Source organism: Sphingobium cupriresistens LL01, from assembly GCF_001046645.1.
GTDB lineage: Bacteria > Pseudomonadota > Alphaproteobacteria > Sphingomonadales > Sphingomonadaceae > Sphingobium > Sphingobium cupriresistens.
This window is the reverse complement of the sequence record NZ_KQ130434.1, coordinates 347717-367206: the sequence shown is the minus strand read 5'-3', so window position 1 is coordinate 367206 and position 19490 is coordinate 347717. Positions and strand designations below refer to the sequence as shown.

Annotated in this window: 18 protein-coding genes; 3 read left to right on the top strand and 15 right to left on the bottom strand. The window is 64.6% G+C overall.

All coding sequences use genetic code 11. From position 1 onward, the window contains the following. Position 1: 1 nt before the first annotated feature. The 9 genes from V473_RS01760 to V473_RS01720 all read right to left on the bottom strand — a co-directional run bounded on the left by V473_RS01760 (position 2) and on the right by V473_RS01720 (position 11109). Entirely contained in the window at positions 2-451 is a 450-nt protein-coding gene (locus V473_RS01760) for an MgtC/SapB family protein (RefSeq protein ID WP_066599836.1), read from the bottom strand. Between the two features lie 54 nt (positions 452-505). Next, positions 506-1606 (bottom strand): glycosyltransferase, encoded by a 1101-nt coding sequence (locus tag V473_RS01755; RefSeq protein ID WP_066599833.1) that lies wholly within the window; start codon positions 1604-1606, stop codon positions 506-508. Further along, the gene (locus V473_RS01750; protein ID WP_066599831.1) at positions 1603-2688 is read right to left on the bottom strand and encodes a sugar-transfer associated ATP-grasp domain-containing protein; all 1086 of its coding nucleotides are present in this window, start codon (positions 2686-2688) and stop codon (positions 1603-1605) included. The genes V473_RS01755 and V473_RS01750 overlap by 4 nt, the downstream gene beginning before the upstream one ends. A gap of 3 nt (positions 2689-2691) precedes the next feature. Continuing rightward, positions 2692-3504 (bottom strand): NTP transferase domain-containing protein, encoded by an 813-nt coding sequence (locus V473_RS01745; protein WP_066599828.1) that lies wholly within the window; start codon positions 3502-3504, stop codon positions 2692-2694. After that, a complete protein-coding gene (locus V473_RS01740) occupies positions 3501-4532 on the bottom strand; it encodes a D-alanine--D-alanine ligase family protein (RefSeq protein ID WP_066599822.1) in 1032 nt (343 codons plus the stop codon). The genes V473_RS01745 and V473_RS01740 overlap by 4 nt, the downstream gene beginning before the upstream one ends. A gap of 100 nt (positions 4533-4632) precedes the next feature. Next, the gene (locus V473_RS01735) at positions 4633-5973 is read right to left on the bottom strand and encodes an alkaline phosphatase family protein (protein WP_066599818.1); all 1341 of its coding nucleotides are present in this window, start codon (positions 5971-5973) and stop codon (positions 4633-4635) included. A gap of 4 nt (positions 5974-5977) precedes the next feature. Continuing rightward, on the bottom strand, positions 5978-8275 hold the full coding sequence (locus V473_RS01730; protein WP_066599816.1) for a TonB-dependent receptor: 2298 nt from the start codon (positions 8273-8275) through the stop codon (positions 5978-5980). A 120-nt stretch (positions 8276-8395) separates the two neighbouring features. After that, positions 8396-9028, bottom strand: coding sequence for a DUF4198 domain-containing protein (locus tag V473_RS01725; protein WP_066599814.1), 633 nt, complete (start codon positions 9026-9028; stop codon positions 8396-8398). Between the two features lie 20 nt (positions 9029-9048). After that, entirely contained in the window at positions 9049-11109 is a 2061-nt protein-coding gene (locus V473_RS01720; RefSeq protein WP_066599811.1) for a TonB-dependent siderophore receptor, read from the bottom strand. 208 nt (positions 11110-11317) lie between these two features. Here V473_RS01720 and V473_RS01715 point away from each other — a divergent pair, with 208 nt between their 5' ends. Further along, a complete protein-coding gene (locus V473_RS01715) occupies positions 11318-11608 on the top strand; it encodes a hypothetical protein (RefSeq protein ID WP_066599809.1) in 291 nt (96 codons plus the stop codon). Positions 11609-11737: 129 nt separating this feature from the next. Here the strand turns inward: V473_RS01715 and V473_RS01710 are convergent, their stop codons facing one another. The 4 genes from V473_RS01710 to prfB form a co-directional block, all read right to left on the bottom strand. Further along, a complete protein-coding gene (locus V473_RS01710; protein WP_066599806.1) occupies positions 11738-11989 on the bottom strand; it encodes a hypothetical protein in 252 nt (83 codons plus the stop codon). Between the two features lie 27 nt (positions 11990-12016). Continuing rightward, positions 12017-12340, bottom strand: a complete 324-nt coding sequence (locus V473_RS01705; RefSeq protein ID WP_066604856.1) for a PilZ domain-containing protein — start codon at positions 12338-12340, stop codon at positions 12017-12019. An 86-nt stretch (positions 12341-12426) separates the two neighbouring features. Next, positions 12427-13146 carry a class I SAM-dependent methyltransferase gene (locus V473_RS01700; RefSeq protein WP_066599802.1) on the bottom strand — a complete coding sequence of 240 codons (720 nt, stop codon included), beginning with the start codon at positions 13144-13146 and terminating at the stop codon, positions 12427-12429. Further along, a complete protein-coding gene (gene prfB / locus V473_RS01695) occupies positions 13146-14273 on the bottom strand; it encodes a peptide chain release factor 2 (RefSeq protein ID WP_066599796.1) in 1128 nt (375 codons plus the stop codon). The genes V473_RS01700 and prfB overlap by 1 nt, the downstream gene beginning before the upstream one ends. 217 nt (positions 14274-14490) lie before the next feature. Here prfB and V473_RS01690 point away from each other — a divergent pair, with 217 nt between their 5' ends. Together V473_RS01690 and V473_RS01685 are read left to right on the top strand one after the other, a co-directional pair. Beyond that, on the top strand, positions 14491-14772 hold the full coding sequence (locus V473_RS01690) for a BrnT family toxin (RefSeq protein WP_066599790.1): 282 nt from the start codon (positions 14491-14493) through the stop codon (positions 14770-14772). Between the two features lie 10 nt (positions 14773-14782). Beyond that, positions 14783-14980 carry a BrnA antitoxin family protein gene (locus V473_RS01685; RefSeq protein WP_066599788.1) on the top strand — a complete coding sequence of 66 codons (198 nt, stop codon included), beginning with the start codon at positions 14783-14785 and terminating at the stop codon, positions 14978-14980. A gap of 2 nt (positions 14981-14982) precedes the next feature. Here V473_RS01685 and V473_RS01680 read toward each other — a convergent pair whose 3' ends face one another. Then, entirely contained in the window at positions 14983-17520 is a 2538-nt protein-coding gene (locus tag V473_RS01680) for a penicillin-binding protein 1A (protein WP_066599787.1), read from the bottom strand. A 173-nt stretch (positions 17521-17693) separates the two neighbouring features. Further along, positions 17694-18974, bottom strand: a complete 1281-nt coding sequence (locus V473_RS01675) for an N-acetylmuramoyl-L-alanine amidase (protein WP_066599785.1) — start codon at positions 18972-18974, stop codon at positions 17694-17696. Positions 18975-19490 lie beyond the last annotated feature (516 nt).

The following is a 19490-nucleotide window of genomic DNA, read 5'->3' as shown; positions in this document are numbered from 1 at the left end:
GTCAGACGCCTTCGCTATCCTCGTCGCGCTCATTCTCCGTCGGCTTGAGCGGCGCCAGCACCCAGAAGGTCAGCAAGGTAAAAGCGGTCAGCACCACCGCCACATCATAACTGCCCAGGCCCGCCGCCACGCCGACTGCGCCCGTCACCCACAGGCTCGCCGCCGTCGCCGTGCCCCGGACGCTGTTTTTCTGTTGCAGGATGGCGCCGCCGCCCAGAAAGCCGACGCCCGCGATCACGCCTTCCAGCACGCGGGCCATGGCGGCGGGGTCATGCGCCATCATCGTCTCGACCGCCTGCACGAAGCCGCAGCTTGCCACCGCGACCAGCGGAAAGGTCCGTATCCCCGCGCTACGTTCGGCCCGCTCCCGATTCCAGCCTATCGGCAGGGCCAGGACATAGGCGATAGTCAGCGCCAGCAAATGGGGCAGGATAGCGAAATTGTCTGTCATGCCGGCACAACGCGCGGCGATCCATTCGGATGCGCAACGGTCGCGCGACCCGGTTCAAGCGATCGCCCGCGCCCAGTTGTTCAACATCGCGTCCAGCCGATAGGCGTCGATCCGGTCGCCCGGCCGAATGGCGCGCGTCGGATCGATCTGCCGCGCCATCGCCTGCGCCATGGCGGCCGGGTCCGACGGATCGACCAGCAGCCCATAGCGACCCTGCCCCAAGAGCGAGTCCGCATTGCCGGCGCTGCGCGAGGCGACGACCGGCACGTCCAGCGCCATCGCCTCCAGCAGCACATTGGCCGACCCTTCCCACCAAGATGGCAGCACGAACGCGCCAGCGCGCGTGAGCCAGGGGAATACATTGTCGACCGTGCCGGGCAGCAGCAGGTCCGCGCCGATGCCGAGCGCATCGGCCTGGGCGCGCAGCGCCTGTTGCGACCGGTCGCGGCTTTCGCCCAATATGACGAGCCGGGCCACCGTGCCTTCGCGGCGCAGCTGCGCAAATGCCGTCAGCAACGTGCCGAAATTCTTCTGCGGCGCGAGACGACCGATCGCGACGATCACCGGCACGCCATCGTCATAGCAGCCATGGGGCGATGGCCCGATTGCGCAGGCGCGGGCGATGGCGGGATCGATCGCATTTTCAATCACATGCGCCCGGCCTTCGGCGAGGGCGCGCGCGAAGGCGCCGACCGCCAGCGTCGGCGACACCAGCACCAGCCGGTCGGCATCCGCCGCCAGCAGGCGTATCGCGAGCAACCGGCCCAGCGAACCGCCCAGTCTCCCCGGCGTCCCCGGCGCCGCGCGGCGCAGGTCGTTGCTGATACGATAGATGCGGCGCAGGCCCGGCACGACCCGGCTGCCCAGCAGCGCGGTCAGATGACCGTGATTGCCGGCCGACAGCAATATGTCCGGTCGCGCGCGGCGCAAATAGGCGTGAAGTCGCGGGATCGCCCGCCATTTTTGCAGCATCCGCGATCCGCCCGTCCGCGCCAGCAGCGCATGATGCGGCACGCCCGCCACCCCTTCCCCGCCGGGCAGCGCCGTCACCAGCGTCACATCATGGCCGCGCGCGTGAAAATCGCCAGCGAGCAGGCGCACATTGCGGACCACGCCAGTCGCCGCGAGCGCGTGGACATAGAAGGCGACCTTCATCGCCGATCCCGCTGCACAGCCCCCGCCCCGCGCCAGTCCGCGTCGGTCAATCGATCGAGCGCGTGACGATAGAGCGCGCCCAGCCGGCTGTCCGCCACGCCCCGGCCGTTCACCAGTTGCACGATGTCGGTGCCGGGGTTCCAATTGCCCTCTATCAGCACCGGTCCCCGCGTCGTGAGGCCGATGTCCCAGCCGATCAGGGTGAAACCCTGCCGGAACCGCTCATGCGCCTGGAGCGCCAGCGCCCGCGCCGCGTCATGATCGGGAATGGTCGCGCCTTCGATCGCCATGCCGGTTACGGGGTGGCGGCTGTGGCGGGATGGCGCGCGCTTGCCGCCGCTGCGCCAGGCCGCGCCGCAACGCCCATCCCCATCGACCGCCAGCACCAGATTGCCGGCGTTGAAATTATCGACCGGCCGCGGCCCGCCCGCCGACAGACGCAGCGCCATGTCACAGATTTCAGGCGCGCCAGCCTCGTTCAGGCAGGTGACGATTCGCAATGTCGGCAGCGCGCCCGGCGACAGGTCGGCCAGCGCTTTATGCGTCGGCAGGCGTTGCTGGATGACGCCGCCCCTGCGCCAGAGCGCGCGCAAAGATACAACGAGTTGGACAGTTGTACGGGAAAAATCGCCGTTGCGCCAACGGTCGCCTTGGCGGACGAACCGCGCCACGCCCTGCCCCTTGGACCGATAGCTAGGCTTGGCGATGATGTCGTCCTGCCCGGCCAGCCAGGCATCGAGGTCCGTCGCATCGGGATCACAGGCGTCCGGCAGCGGCAAGCCAGCGGCGATTTTCGCAAATAATTGTTTATTTTTCAATATGTTACTTGAAAGCGGAAAGGCGCCGGGGTTGAGCAGGCGATGCAGGCCCTTGCGATCCTTCATGCTGAGGCCCTGCGTCCGCACGGCTTCGCCCAGATAAAGCCGCTCGGCGGGCGACCAGCCGCCACAGCCGATTGCCGACAGGCCATGCCCCGCCAGCCGTCGCACCGGCGACCAGTGGCGCGCCAGCCCATCATGATAGGCGGCGATCAGGCTGTTGCCGCCGTCCCGCCGGACCGGCAGCGCGCGCAGCGTGAGCAAGCCTTACTCCGCCGCCTGCGCCATGGCCATGCGCTGTTCCAGCAAAGCCGTGGCGACGCCATGCGAGCGCGCATTGTCAACGTCGATCGCCACCGCGCCATCGGTCAGGATCACCGGACTGATGGTCAGGCGGAAACGGCGCGAAAAGCGCGCGAAGGCTTGATCCAGCGTGCCGATGCCGAACCGGAAGCGAATGAGGTTCAGCAGGCCGAAAGCGCCGATGATGCGCGCGGGATGCTTCACGAACTGGCCGCCCGACCGGAACGTCTCCGCCGCTTTCAGCGCCGCCCGATCGCGCAGCCAATATGTATTGCAGTTGGAATAGCTGTCATCGGCGAAATTGTAGAATTTACGCTGCCCCTGGCGGTGGGCGGCCAGCACCGACGCGCGGCGGGTGAAGGCGACGGCGGCGTCCGCCCCCTGCGCCATGCATCCGTCCAGCATCTCGTCCACCGCTTCGGGCGTCAGCATCACATTGTCGGCGGTGGTGATGAGCAAGGGGAACGCCGCGCCGTCCGCCCCCGCCAGCACGCTGTCGACCAGATTGGGCTGCGCCGCCACGCCGACGACCCGGCCGCTATGGAGCAGCCCGCGCAGCGGCGGCAGGCCGGCCAGCAGCGCAGAATCTTCGATCACCACGCGCACTTGCCCGATCCGGCGATTGGCGACCAGCGCCTCGACCACATGCAGCAGCATCGGCTGGCCCGCGACCGGGACCAGGCATTTATGGGTGACGCCGGCCGCCTGCGCCAGCGGATCGGTCGCGCCATCGCGCCGCCCGGCGAGCAGGATCGCCGTTGTGCCGCCGGTCCTCATGCGGCCACCCGCACGATGGCGTCGCTCAGCAAGCCCTGCCGCGCCAGACTATGGCCGACGATCGTTTCAACCAGTTCCCCATGATCGAGACCGATCGAGGCGGCGGAGCGGGCGATCGTCTTCTTCGACCACAGGTTGCACGACAGGTTCACTTCCATGAACAGCAGCTGCCCGCTGGCCGGATCATAGCGAAATTCGAACCGGCCATAATCGAACGGCCAGAGTTCGGGCAGCAGCGCGGCCGTCATCGCCTCCAGCCGGTCGCGCAGGTCCATATCTTCGACCAGCACCAGCGGATCGTCGCCCGCGTCGATCAGGCCGCGCTTCTCCTCATAACTGCGTTCGCGATGGGGATCGGCGGGGACGTAGAGCATTGGCGGCAATATCCAGGGCTGGCCGCCGCTGCCGCCGATCACCGGCACCGCGACGTCCAGCAGCGGCGCCCATTGTTCGACCAGCACGTCATGGCCGAGCGCGAACAGGCTGTCGGCATGGGCATGAGCTTCCGACCAGCTATCGACCATGTTGACGCCCCACGATGCGGAGGAGGCATTGGGCTTCACCACCAGCCGGTCGGCTTGGAAGGCGGGGGCATCGAACAGGCCGCCGCGGCGGAAAAGCTGTGCGTTCATCGTCGGCACACCCCGCGCCCGCGCGATCAACTTGCTGAGATATTTGTCGTCGGACAGGCCGCGCACGATCGGGCTGGCGCCCAGATGGGGCACGGCGTGCCGGCTCAGTAGCAGCGGCGCCAGCATCTCGCTATTCTGGAAACCGCCGCGGTTCAGAAGAGTGACGACGAAATCGGCGTCGGGCCGATCGAACAGCGCGTCATAGCTGTCGGCGACATCGACATGCAGGCCGATCGCCTCCAGCGTGGTGCGCATCTCATGATGATAGACGGCATGGTTGCCGTCCTGCGCATCGGGCCGGCCGCCGGCGCGGGCGTGCTTGGCGAGGAAGAGGATATGCAACCGCGCCTTGTCGGCAGCCGGAATGCGGATCTGGCGGGGATGTGTCGCTGTCATTGCGCCAGATTACAGCGGGCAAATGACGCGCCGCTTACGGCGCGGTTGCAGCGGCATGAAGGCCATCGGTCAATCCGATGACGCTTTGTGCGCAAATTTGTTACCGCAGGTCGATCGGCGCCGCTTGTGCATCGGGCAGCGTCCCGCCCATGATCGTCGCCAGCGTCGGCGCGATCGCGCGCATGTCGATCCGGCCCAGATCCTTGCCCGCGGCAATGCCCTTGCCCATGGCCATGAAGGTCGCCTCCAGATGGGCGGGGCCGGGCAGATAGCCGTGCATTCCCTTGACCGGCGTGCGCGCCACCAGAGGCGCGGCCGCGCCGCGGAAGATGTCGGTGACGAAACCGGGCTTCAGATTGACATAATAGGCCGCCTGCGGATTGCCGCCGACCTGGGCGATCGCCGCCTTGTCCAGCACCGCCGCAATGCCGTTGGCCGGATTGGCGGCGAGACGGTCGAGCAGCGCCTTCGTCCGACTGGCGATGGCGGCGTCATCCGGGCGCGCGAGCATGATCGCGGCCGATCCGCCCGCTATCCAGGGCATCGCCTGCCAGGACGCGACCTTGCCGTCCTTGTCCAGCGTGATGAGGCCTTCGTCGATGAAGGCGCGGAAGAGATTGAGGCCGGTCTGCGTCGCTTCGAACCCATGGTCGCTGACCAGTGCGATCGCCGCATCGGGATGCGCCTTGCGTTCGGCGGCGATGAGGTCGCCAACGATCGCGTCGATCTTTTCCAGCACCGCCTTGGCGGCAGGCGTGTCCGGCCCCTTTTCATGCTGCTCATGGTCGAGCGCAGTAAGATAGACGGTCAGGAATTGCGGCTTGTGCGCGGCGATCAGCGCGGCGGCGAAACGGCCCCTATTCTGGTCGCCGGGCAGGCTTTCGTCGATGCCCATGGCGTAGGGCTGGCCGACCTTGGCCTCCAATTCCCCTTTCAGCCCCGGCGTCGCCAGCGCATCGAGCAATTTCGCGTCGTCGGCATGGCCGGTGCGCCAGATTTGCGGCAGGTTCCAGGTCGCACCCTTGGCCGCGACGCTGACCGGCCAATGGACATTGCCGGTGGACAGGCCGGCCTTGGTCGCGGCCTCCCACAGGGTCGGCGCCTTGATGTCCTGTGCATACCAGTACCAGCCGCCCTGGTTGATCCCGGTCGGATCGAAACTGTTATTGGCGACGATGCCATGTGTCGCGGGCGATACCCCAGTCATCAGCGTCGTGTGGCTGGGATAGGTCAATGTCGGCGCGACGCCGGTGACGCCCGACGCATGGGCGCCCTCGGTCAGGAAGCGGCGCAGATTAGGCAGGGAAAGGCCGCGCTTGTCCGCCTCCAGCACGTCGCCGGGCCGCAGCCCGTCGATCGAGATCAGGAGCAAGGGCTCCGCCAGCGCCGCCGTCGGAACGAAAGCGGCGAGGAGGAGCGGGAAAAGCGCGACCTTTTTCATGATTTTAGAACCCGGCCTTGGCGGTGATGAAGAATTGCTGCGGCGCGCCGACCAGCAATGTCTGGGCGTCGCCGCTGTTACCGAAGCCGCCCGACCCGATCGTGCCGACATATTTCTTGTCGAACAGATTGGTGGCGTTGAGCTGCAACTCGATCTTGTCGGTAAAGCGATAGCCGATCGAGGCGTCCACGATGACCCGGCTGGGGACCGAGGCATCGTTGGTGTAGCTGTAATAACGGCGCGACATATAGTTGACGCCGATCCGGCCGAAGATCGGACCCTGGTCGTAATTCACCTCCCCGCGCAGCATATGTTTGGGGCTGTCGACCACGGTCTTGTCCTTGATCGCGGCGACCAGCGTGCCGTCGCTGCTGTTGAACACATTGTCGCGATAGGTGGCGTCGGTGTAGCTGTAGCTTGCATAGGCGCCGAAGCCATGGCCGAGCTTCAGGTCGCCCGCCGCCTCGACGCCGACCGCGCGCACGCCGCCGACATTTTGAAGGGCGGAGGCCAGACCCTGGATCGGGCTGCCCACCTGCACCGCGAGCAGGCGATTCCTGAAGTTGACCAGATAGGCGCCGAGCGTGCCGTTGAAGACCGGCGTATTGTAGCGCAGGCCCAGTTCGAACGTGTCCGACGTCTCCGGCTTCAGATCATCCTTGATCGCGTCGAAACCGGCCTGGTTGGTGGAGAAGGGACCAGTGGTCGTGGCGCTGGCGAAGGCGCGGGTCACCTGGGTGAAGCCACCGAAGATTTCCGCTTCGGGGCTCAGCTCCACCGCGAAGCCGGCATGAGGCTGGAACCAGTCCTCCGCCTTGATCTTGCCCTGCGGAAACGTCGCCTGGACGATGGCTTCGGCCTTGTTCGTGACCTTGAAGCCCTTCCACCCCAGGTTGATCGTCACCATGCCGAGGTCGATCTTGTCCTGCACATGATATTGGAAGGTGTCGGTGGTGAAATCAAACTCCCACTGCGTCGCGAACGGATTCTTGGGATAGTCGCGGAACGACAGGCCCGGCGCGGTCCGGCTGGCGAAGGCGTAGAAGCGGCGCGCCTGATGGAACTGATTATTTTCATACCAGGCGCCGACGCTGAGGTTCTGGATGCCGAGCGTATAGTCGACGCTGCCGAACACGCCGATCCGGTCCATGTCATATTCGGTGGTCCGCACCGACATGGGCACGCCGTTCGGGCTGGCGGTATAGGGGGTAGCCCACAGGCCCATGCCGCTGTTATTGTGGTAATAGCCCTTGATCTGGAACGTCGCAGCATCGCCAATCGGCGTGGTCAGGCCCACCGCACCCAGCCAGTCCTTGCGCAGGCCGGCCGCGTCATAATAAGCGTCGTCGGCGCTGGTGACATTGCCGGGATAGGTCTGCGCACCGACTGGCGCGCCGCTATAGTCAAGCCGACCGTCCGGGAAGGGCGATCCGCCGCTGTTGCTGACCAGGTCGACATCGTTCAGGCGATCGGCATAGTCGATCGCACGGGCATAGTCGGGATAGGTATTGTCCCAGTCCCAGCCCAGCCGATTGATCATGCCCATCGACATGTCCTGATAATCCTGCTCGCGGCGGTCGGAATAGCTCAGCCAGCCATCGATCTTGGCGTCGCCGACCGGGATCACGACCTTCGCGTTGCCCATATGCTGGTCCTGGACGCCCTCGCCCTTATATTTGTCGGTCGAGCCATAGCCATAGGACACATAGCCGCGGATGCCGTCCGCGCTGCCCAGGTTGACGCGACCGAAGGCGCGCCAGGTGTCGTCGCTGCCATAGGTCAGGTTGCCCTGCGCGCCGAAGGCTTCGGCCGGGTCCATCGAGAAGGTCTCGACCGTGCCGCCCAGATTGCCGGTCGCCTGCGTGCCGAGCGAGCCGGCGCCCTGCGACACGCGCACGCTGCCGATATTCTCGCTGCTGATCGCGCGGGTGATGTGCAGGCCATTATGGTTGCCATAGCTCATGTCGCCCAGCGGAATGCCGTCGAAGGTGAAGCCCAGTTGGTTCTGGTTGAAGCTGCGGATGGTGATCCGCTGCGACCATTCATAATTGCCGAACGGATCGGCCGACTGGAAATTGACGCTGGGCAGCTTTTCGATGGCTTTGAGCGGATTGGTGCCCGGCGTCAGCACGACGATGTCCTTGGCGGAGATTTCCTGCACCTGACGGGTTTCGCCCCGGCCGAACACGATGATGTCCGCGCCGTCGGCAGCGGCGTCGGCGACAGGCGCGACAGTCTGGGCGTGAGCGGATTGGGCGATGATGGCGGTCGACGCCATCAGCAGAGCGGTGGTGATACGCATGTTGAATAGTCCCCCTTGGACGTGCAGTCCGGGGCGCCCTATCCGCGTCATGTTGCACCGCAATGTGGATTGGGCGACGGCGCCAAGTCAAATCCATGACAGGCGCCGTCACATTGTTATTCAGTCGTTCAAGAAGGTTAGCGTCGCCATGTGATAGAGGGTCGCGACCTTCTGTCCGGCCAGGCTGAGGTCGCCCTTTTCCGTATGCGTCGCGCTCAGGATATAGCGGCCCTTTTCCTTGAGCGGCAGCGTCACGCGCCCCTGCGCGTCGGTCGTGAAGGCCTTGGTCCATTTGTCAGGCGAAATGACGGTCAGCTTTGTTGCGGGCACCGGCTTGCCGTCGCGAACCAGGGTAAAGCTGTCGGCGTTGGCGGCGGTTGGCACGATCTCCAGCGGCAGACCCGCCTTGGCTTGCGCGCGGCCGGCGCGGGCATAATAGATCACACCCTCCTTCTTGCCCTCTTCGCCCCAGGGCGCGAACACGCTGTCGTCGATGACGCGCACGTCGCCAGCGGGAGCGGCCACCTCGATATAGCCGGCCTTACGGACTTGCGGCGCGCTCGACGCGGGCACCAGCTTGGGGCTTTTGAGCTTCTCAAACTCTGGATCGCCGCCTTCCGGCAGCACATCGCCGGGTTCGCCCAGATAGATGCGCGCCGGCCCGGCGCCGTCGCGCTCCACCCATATTTCATGCGCCTGCGCCGTGGACGACAGGGCCACCAGCGCCACCAGCGCCATGGACAATCTCTTCATGCTCTCTCTCCTTATGATCGTCAGAAGCGGAAACCGACCGTGCCCATCACATTGCGCGGCGCACCGACGAAGCAGTCGCCACGCGCCAGGCAGGATGCATAATATTCGTTGTTGAGCAGATTGGTCGCGTTCAGCGCGAAGCGCCAGCTATTCCAGTTGATTTCCGCCAGCGCGTCGACCGTGGTGCGGGCCGGGGTGACGATCGACCAGAGCGAACTGGTCGATACGCTCTTGCCGCTATAGACGACGCCCCCGCCCAAGCGCAGTTGGGCTTCGTCCATCAGGCCGAAGGTCTTGGTCGTCCAGAAGGACGCCGTATGGCGCGGCATATAGTCGAGGCTGGTGTTGGTTTCGGACTTGAGCTTGGCATAGCCATAATTGGCCAGCAGTTCGAAATTACCGGGCAATGTGTGGCTGGCTTCGATCTCGAACCCCTTGGTGTCCAGCACGCCCGATTGGGCGGTGCCGCCAGCGGCAAGATAGAGGACCCGGTTGCGTTCCTTGATCTTGAAGACCGTGGCCGTGACCAGCGTGTTGATGTCGGGCTGCCACTTCACGCCCGCCTCATATTGCGTGCCGGTCTGCGGCCGGTAGGGCGCGCCGAACGTGCCATCGCCATTGTCGATGCGCCCCGCGACCGGCAGGAAGCTTTCGGTATAGCTGAAGAAGGGCGAGACGCCTGCGCCGATCTCGCCGATGATGCCGGCGCGGAAAGTGGTCGCATTGTCCTTCTGCCCCGACGAGCCGGTGACGCGGTCGCGGCGCGCGCCCAGCACGACCGAGACGCGGTCGTAGAGGCGGATCTGGTCCTGAACGTAGACGCCAAGCTGCTTCTGCGATTCATAAATATAGGGACCGCTGGGATCATCGGTGAGCAGCGCGTCAGTATCGATGTCGTATAGGTCGATGATCTCGTAACCGCCGGCATAGCGCTTGCCGACCTTGTTCCAGCTATAGTCGATGCCGACCAGCAGCTTGTGCTCGACAGTGGCGCCGGTGTTGAAATTGAACTGGAAATTGTTGTCGGTCGAGAAGACGTTCATCTTTGCATCGCTGGCATCGGCATAAAGGCCGATGGTGCGCCCATCCGCCTCGAAGGGATTTTGGGGATTGGCGTAGCTGTTGGCATAATGGGTGTTATATTCTAGGTCGCTGTCGATGTAGCGCGCCTTCAGATTGACCTTGATAGCGTCGGAAAAACTGTGGGTGATGGAGCCGCCGCCTTGCAGCGAGCGACCATTATAGCGGTCCCAGCCGGGCTTGCCGACGAACGCATATTGACCCAGCTTGCCTTGCGGATAGGCCGTGTTCGGAAGGAAAGTGCCGACGATCGGCAGGAATTGCGACGTCGATCCCGTATCATCCTCCTGATAGAGGCCTGTCAGGACGATGTCGGTGTCGGGCGTCGGCTGCCAGCGGATCGACGGGGCGAACATCACCCGGTCATCAGGGACATGATCGACATAGGTTTCGGCGTCGCGGGCGCGGCCCACGAACCGCACCGCCAGATTATCGGCCAGCGCGACATTGACGTCGCCCATGATTTCCTTGCGGTCATAGCTGCCGTAAACAAGGTTCAGTTCGCCGCCGGTGCGAAATTCGGGTGTCTTGCTGACGAGGTTGACCAAGCCGCCGATTGACCCCTGACCAAATAGCACGGAAGCCGGGCCGCGCAGGATTTCCACCCGCGAGAAATTATAGGGGTCCGACGTGATGCTGGCATAATAGCTGAAAATGTCGCGCATCCCGTCGCGGAACTGGAGCGCATCCAGGCCGCGCACGTTGAAACCGTCGACGCGGGTGTCGCGGCCATAGGGGTTGGCGAGCACGCCGGCGGCATATTTGACCGTGTCGGAGATGCTGATCGCGCCCTGCGAGAGATATTGCTCGGACGTGATGACCTTGATCGGCTGGGGCAGTTCGACCAGCGCCGTGTCGGTCTTCGACCCGGTGGTGGCGGCGGTGACGATGATGCTGTCCTGATCCGTGTCCGCAATCATGGCGCCATCCGCAGCATAGGCAACCGTATGGCACGAAGCCATGATCGCTGCGCCACCCAATGCGATCCACTTTACCTTCATTTCAACGCCCCTTTTTCGACTCGATAGGGACCCGCCATAAAGATAATGCGACCTATTCGCAATTGCATTACGTGCCATTGCGGAAAAATCGCATTTTTATGTGTCGTTTAGCGCGCCTGCGCGGCCCGACGGTTTTGCGATAAGGCGCAATGAACTCAAAGGTTTGTAGCGCGTTATGGAAGAGCGACGGCGGGGATGGAGGCAGGCCATGACGATTTCTGTGCGATTCCCCGATGGCGGCTGGCGTGAAGTGCCCAGCGAACTACGCCCCATCGATCCCGTAACGACCGGCGCGCAGAGCCGCTTTCGCAACATCCCCATCAACTGCGATCCGCAATGGCGCTATCTGCGCATCGCGTCCGTCTGGCACGCACGGCCCCGCCATGGCAGCCTGGCGATTCTCAACCCTTGCATCGACGACTGGTGGCAGGACATCGCCGCGATGGCGGACATACCCGCCACCGCGGACAAGAAAGCCCAACCGCCCCGCGCCGCATGACGCGCCCGCGCGCGCCTGTGTCAGCGGCAGCGATCAGTGATGGCGCGATCCACCATTATGATCGTAACATATATGATCGTAACATAACGGGCGCGTAAGCGAAAACATCGACCTGCAAGGCAGGCGAGTTCAGCCCCTTTCGGTCAGCTCCATGAAGTTGCGCGCCGCATCCCGGTCCGCCGCATCCTTAAACGCCACGTCCAGGTCGGGCGCATCGCCGAGCAGGAACAACAGCGACCAAAGTGCGAACCGCCGCCCGCGATCCTTCTCCAGCCCCAGATCGACCCGCATCCGCTCGATCCCCGCTTCCACCGCTTCGGGCGGCAGGCTGTCTATCCCGGTTGTCCCGAAATAACGCTGGAGCTGATCGTCGAAATGCATGGCCGCCTGCCTACAGCAGCCTGCCCTTCATGCGCAACCCGCGCCGCCATCATCAAGCATGGCGCGCACCGCGGTCTCGGTCAGCGGCACATCGAATCGCACGCCAAAACGCTTGGCCCGGACCCAGACCACATGCGCCGCAGCCGAAAATTCCTGCAATTCGATGATGACGCTGTCGCCGATTCCTGGCGGTCGTTCGGCGTGCAGCAATGCGCCCGATACCGACAGGTCCAACATATGGGCGCGCAGCGGCACCCCGGCATGGCGCATCGCCAGGGGTTCGAACAGCTTGTGCCGCGCGGCGCCCCGCGGTCGCATCTCCCATGCCGTGAAAGACCCCTGATCGGTCATGCCGCAGCCTCCCTGCACGATCTTTACGCCATCGGGCCATGCCGGCATCTCAACAAGAAGCATGAGGCAAAAATTAACCCTGCCGTTCAGCCGTGAAAGGCGCAGGGGACGATGCTGGCCGGGTCGGGCCGCGCGGCGATGCGGCGGAACCGCGCCAGATAGCCACCCGCCGTGGGCTTGGGGATTAGTTGCTCCATGCGGAATCCCATCGCCGCCAGTTCGCAGGCCAGCAGCCGCGGCGGCGCGCCATGCTGGTCGGTCGGCCGGTCGGCATCGACCACGATCAGTTCACCATCCTTTTTCAGCGCTGGGCTGAGATGCCAGAGGAAGGCGTAAGGCTCGGCGATCTCATGATACATATGGACCATCATGATCCGGTCGAAGCTGTTTTCGGGTAGTTTGGGGTCTTCCGGCGCACCCAGCTTCAGGCTGACATTATCCCATTTCTCGCGGGTGATGCGGCGCGACAGCGCCTCAATCACTTCGGGCATGATGTCTTCAGCCAGGACGCGACCCTTGGCCCCTACTCGTCGGGCAAGCCGCACGGTGTAATAGCCCTCGCCCGCGCCGATATCCGCGACGGTCATGCCGGAACGGATACCCGCCCGGTCCATGATATCCTCCGCTTCGTTGACCCGGTCGCGCGCTTCCTCGCTCGACCAGCGGGTCGATACGATCGGGGCCACCGGCCGGTCGGCCTGCGGAAAGGGCGCCGCCGCGGCGGAGCGATGCGAATCCTTGCCGCCGCCAATCTGGTCGCAGGCGGCCAGCAGGACAAATACGCCCGCCATGACCGCCCGGATCATCAGTCCACATCCTCCACATCGACCTTTTCGCCCGTCACCTTTTGGCTGAGGGCGGCGGCCATGAACGGGTCGAGCGCGCCGTCCAGCACATCGTCGGGCGCGGTCGAGGTGACGCCGGTGCGCAGATCCTTCACCAACTGATAGGGCTGGAGCACATAGGAACGGATCTGGTGGCCCCAGCCGATTTCGGTCTTGGCCTGATAGTCGGTGTTCGCCGCTTCCTCGCGCTTGCGCAGTTCCGCTTCGTACAGGCGCGCTTTCAGCATGTTCATCGCGGTGGCGCGGTTCTTGTGCTGCGACCGGTCATTTTGCGACGCCACGATGATGCCCGACGGGACGTGGGTGATGCGGACTGCGGAGTCGGTGGTGTTGACGTGCTGCCCGCCCGCGCCCGATGCGCGATAGGTATCGATCTTCAGGTCGCTTTCCTTGACCTCGATATCGATATTGTCGTCGATCACCGGATAGACCCAGACCGACGAGAAGCTGGTGTGCCGCCGCGCCGCGCTGTCATAGGGGCTGATGCGGACCAGGCGGTGAACACCGCTTTCGGTCTTGGCATAGCCATAGGCGTTCTCGCCCTTGATCAGGAAGGTGGCCGACTTGATGCCCGCGGTTTCGCCCGCCTGATAATCGACCAGATCGACCTTGTAGCCGCGCCGTTCCGCCCAGCGCCGATACATGCGGGAGAGGATTTCGGCCCAGTCCTGGCTTTCGGTGCCGCCAGCCCCGGCGTGGATTTCCAGATAGGTGTCGCTGGCGTCGGCCTCGCCGGCGAGCAGCGCCTTGATCTTGTCCTCGTCCGCGCGGTCGGCCAGCGCCTTGAGCGACGCGATGGCTTCGGTCACCATCTCCTCGTCGCCTTCGGCCTCGGCCATCTCGATAAGTTCGGCATTGTCGGTCTTGCCGCCTTCGATCGCGCGGGTGGCGCCGATCGCGCTTTCCAACCGGGTGCGCTCACGCATCACCTCCTGCGCCAGCTTCGCATTGTCCCACAGGGTCGGGTCCTCGACGCGCGCATTCAGCTCGTCAAGCCGGCGCAGCGCGCGGTCCCAGTCGAGGAAGCGGCGCAGCAATTCCAGCGCGGCGTCGATACGGTCGATATATTGCTGCGCTTCGGCGCGCATGGGGAGTCTCCAGAAATGTCGTGGCGTCTCAACGCATCAGGCGACTGCCCCTATCCGAGGGCGGGAGATTTGGGAAGGGCGAGGATTTATGTGCTACATTTAATTTGCAACTCACGTTTTGTGTGCTACAAAAAATATGCCGCTTCGTGCGGCCATAGATGGAGGACCGTGATGACCAGCCAACCGGGCGCTTTTGCCCATAAGGAAGCACGCCGCCATGAAGATCGAGTACGATCCGAATAAGCGCCAGCGCACCCTTGAGGAGCGCGGCCTCGATTTTGAATCTATTGCTGAAGTTTTTGACGGTTTTTATCTGGTCCGAATGGACGATCGAAAGGATTATGGCGAGGTTCGCCATATCATGCTGGGTGCGCTGAAAGAGCGCCCTGTCGTCTGTGTCTGGACCCAACGAGATGATGCAGTTCGCGTCATCTCCATGAGGATTGCAGATGATGAAGAACGCGAAATCTACCGGCGCGAGTTGGAGCGATCCGGATGACGCGCCTAAATTGGCGCAAGACTGGGCTAATGGCGCCGACGCCTATCGCGGCAAGGCGCTGATACGTCGCGGCCGGCCGACACTGGCGCAGACCAAGCAGCATGTCTCGTTGCGCTTGGACCCGGATGTCATCGAAAGCTTCAAGGCGGATGGCCCTGGTTGGCAGGGGCGGATCAACGAAGCCTTGCGCAAGGCGGCGGGACTCTAACCTCAATAAATCCCGCCCTGCCCTTCCAGAAAGTCGGCGTCGCTGCGCTGGCGGGTACGGCCGGTCACCGTCCTTGCGGCGGCGACCTTGGCCTGTTCCTCCGCTTCCTCCTTGCGGATCGTGCGGCGCGGTTCGGATTCGGGCTTGAACGCTTCCCAGATCACCGCGGCCTTCGGCTCGCTGGTCGGCCAGGCGCCATAGACGCGCTTGCCCGATCGGCGATCGATCGCGACCATGCGCACGCCCGCAGGCGCAACAAATGGTGTCTTGGGCATGGTTTCCAGGATGGGCGCCATCGCCGCCTTCCAGATCGGCGCGGCGATCCTCCCGCCCTGCGCCCAGCCGCCCAGGCTGCGCGGCTGGTCGTAGCCGATATAGACGCCAGCGACGAGATCGGGCGATCCGCCCACGAACCAGACGTTGGTCGGGCCGTTGGTGGTGCCGGTCTTGCCGAACAGAGGGCGCTTGAGGTCTGCCAGCACCGTCGCGGTGCCGCGCTGCACCACGCCTTCGGCGATGTGGACGACCTGATAGGCGGTCATCGGGTTCATGACCTGCTTGCCCTCCATGCCGAAGCGGGGCATCGGCTTGCCGTCCCAATTGGCCATGTTGCACCCGTCGCAGGCGCGCCAGCGCTCCGGCCAGATCACCTTGCCGCGCCGGTCCTGCACATAATCCATCACCTTGGACGGGAATTGCCGCCCTTGGTTGGCGAGCGTGGCATAGGCGTTGACCATCCGTTCCACCGTCGTCTCGCCCGCGCCCAGCGCGAAGGAGAGATAGGGCTGATAATCGCCGATCCCCATATTCTTGATGGTGCGCACGACCCGGTCCATGCCGGTCTGGCTGGCGGCGCGCACGGTCATCAGGTTGCGCGACTGCTCCACGCCCCAGCGCATCGTCTGCGGCCCGGCGCTGCCGCCGGAGAAGTTGCGGAAGCATTTCTGGCCCAGGCCCGCGCCCTGATAGACGCACAAGGGGCCATCCACGATGATCGATGCCGGGGTCATGCCATTGTCGAGCGCGGCGGCATAGACGAACGGCTTGATGGTGGAGCCGGGCTGGCGCATCGCCTGCGTCGCGCGGTTGTAGGAGGACAGGCGCGAATCGAAGCCGCCCTGCATCGCGCGGATGCGGCCCGAATGGACTTCTTCGGCCACCATGCCGCCCGACACTTCGGGAATGGAGCGCAGCGCCCAACTCGCCCCGTTGCGCGCCACGACGATCAGGTCGCCGGGCTTCATCGCGGAAAAGGCCGGCCCGCCGACCTTGCGATAGGGCATTTGCGCCGATCCGGCGGGCAGCGCGCCGGTGCTGCCGTCGGCAAAGCCGATCTGCGCCTCGGACGAGGTCCGGCTGATGACGACGGCGACGCGCCATTGCGCATAATCGACGTCGATATAGCTGGCCGCCAGTTCGCGTTCCCAGCCATTGTCGATATTGATGTGGCCGACCGGACCGGACCAGCCGCGTCCGGCGTCGAAGCGGAGCAGGCCGTTGCGCAGCGCGGTGGCGACGCCGTCCTGCACCACCGGATCATAGGGGCTGCGCACCCACAGGCCGCCGGCATAGACGCTGTTGGGGCCGTCGTCGGCCTTTTCGCCGAACAGCCCGATCAGGCGACGGCGGACCTCCTCCATATAATAGCCGCCCGCGCGCGCGTCGAAGCTGGAGCCATGGGCTGCGACGGTGCCGAGCGGCTGGGCGATCGCCGCGTCGCGCTGCGCTGCGGTGATCCAGCCATTCTTCTCCATCTCGCCCAGAGACCAGTTGCGCCGGTCGAGCGCACGGGCGTGACCGGTTTCGCTTTCGGGGCGGTAATTGGCCGGCCCCTTGGGCAGGATCGACAGATAGGCCATTTCGTGTAGCTGGAGGTCGGCGACATCCTTGTCGAAATAGGCGCGCGCGGCGGCCTGGACGCCATAGGCGTTCCGGCCGAGGAAAATCTGGTTGAGATAGAGTTCGAGGATCTGCTGCTTGCTCAGCACATTTTCCATGCGGTAGGCGAGGATCATCTCCTTCACCTTGCGCGTGGGCGAATATTCGTCACCGATCAGCAGGTTCTTGGCGACCTGCTGGGTGATGGTGGAGCCGCCGCGGGCGCGCTGGCCGGAGCCGAGCTTGCTGGCATAATCCACCACCGCGCCGGCGAAGCCCGGAATATCGACGCCATGATGTTCGAAGAAGGTCTTGTCCTCCGCCGCCAGATAGGCGCGGATGAGCAGCGGGGGATAATCGCTATATTGGAGTTGGACGCGGCGCTCGCGGGCATAGCTGTGCACCGGCTGGCCATTGATATCGCGCACGATGGTGGGCAGAGGCGGTTCATATTCCAGCAGCGTCGCCGCATCGGGCAGGCCGCGCGCGAAGATGAGCCAGAACAGGGCGCAGAACAGCGCGAAGCCGCCCAGCAGGATCGACGTCCAGCGGAACCAGCGGCGTTGCCATAAGGGACGCAGACGGCCGAAAAAGCCCCCCGCGTCGCGGCGCAGGCGATAGGCGAAGGACGACGGGGCGGGTTCGGAACGGGCCTCTTCCATAGGGAAGAGGCTCTAGGGTCAAATTATCGCCAAGACCAGTGGGCATGACGCGATCCGCCGCAACTCTTGCCCAAACCGAACCCACCTCCGTTCGCCCTGAGCCTGTCGAAGGGCACGCGCAACGCCCTTCGACAGGCTCAGGGCGAACGGTTTTTGCACTTTTATGGCTGCGTTCAGCCGCCAGCCGCCCCGTCGCGCATCGCCAGTTTGCGGGCGAAATGCACCTCGATCGCGCGGGCGACGCCGCGAGCGATCTTGCCCTGTCCCTCGCGCGAGGACAGGAAGGCGCTGTCGTCGGCGTTGCTGATATAGCCGGTTTCGAACAGGATCGACGGCGTGTCCGGGGCCTTGAGCACCATCAGCGAGGCGAAGCGGTGATAGGCGCTGCGGAACGGCACATAGGGCGCCGCCTCCCGCTGCAACAGCCGCGCAAAATTGGCCGATATGTTCATCGATTCGCGCTGCGTCAGGTCGATCAGGATGGACGAGACGTCACCCGACTGGCCGCCCAGATTGACGCCGTTGATGATGTCCGCCTTATTCTCTCGCGCCGCCAGCCGCGCCGCTTCACGGTCTGATGCGGTTTCGGACAGGGTGTAGACGGTCGCGCCGTGCGCCTCGGTATTTTCCGCCGCGTCGGCATGGACGGAAATGAACAGGTCCGCCCCCAGCTTGCGGGCGATGCCATAGCGTTCCTGCAACACCAGGAACTTGTCGTCATCGCGGGTCAGCGCCACGCGCACCCGGCCGGACTTGACCAACTGGTCGCGAATCGCCTGGGCGATGGCCAGAGTAACGTCCTTCTCGCGCTTGCCATTTTCCTTGTTGATCGCGCCGGGATCATGACCGCCATGGCCCGCGTCGATCACCACCAGCGGCCGGGCGCCGTCATGCGCCCCCTCCACCTGCGGCAGCGACACCCCGCGCGCCGCGGCGGGGATCGGCACGGTGATCGAATGGATGCGCTTTTGCGGACGCGCCGCCATGTCGGCAGGGCCGTCGAAGCGCGTGCGCCCCTTGCCCACTTCGGCGCGGAACCGGCTGTCGCTCACGCCCTGCAGCGAGAAGCTGAGCGACTTTCCGTCCTGCGCCAGCCGCGCATTGCCCAGCGTCGCGGGGGTGGAGAGGTCCAGCACCACGCGCGCCGTGTCGCCGCTCAACTGGCCCTGGCGCACCGCGGCGATCGCGCCGTTGCCCGGCGTGAACCGTCCCCTGCCCATTTGCGCGCCGTTGATGTCGAGCGCGATGCGGCGCGGCGAATCCAGCAGAAAGGCCGAAGCCCCGTCCACACGGTCGTCGAAGCGCACGACGACGATATCGTCCTGCACGTCCACGCCGGATATGCCGCCGGCGCTGCCGGGGACCGCCATCAATATCGTGCCTGCCAGGGCAATGCTTTGGAGCATACGTCGCTTGTGCGACGCGCGCCTGTCGGCCGTCCAGCCAAATTTCATTTGGGCTAATCCGTTCAGCGTCCCCACGCTAAATTCCGGATTAAGCATCGCTCCTTGTGGCCCGGTAAAATGAGAGGGTTAACCCGTCCTTCACGATGAATTGGCATCGATAGCCCGACCGGCGGACAAGGCATTATATTTCAGGCGGCCGTTGCCCCGTCGGTATTTGACTGCTACCCATTCATATTCCCGAAAGACTTGCCGATATCATGGCAGCCTTGCGGGGCAATGAGATAGGCACCGGCGGAGGCAGTATTTGCCCCCCGCAGTGTCGCAAACAGGTTGACGCTGCATGAGGCATGATTTCCATTCCACGCTTGCCCCGGTAACGGGCGATGCGGCGTGGATGGTCCGGCCCGGCGATTTGTCCGGCCCTGCCGACGCAGCAGACGCGCATAATTTCCTTCAAACCTGGACGATGCCGACATCCGCGCCCTTAACGGAGCGCGCCCGGCCGTCCCTTCACTATCGCGTGGCGGCGCGGCCCTGTGCCGCAGCCCGTCCACGCCGGAGACA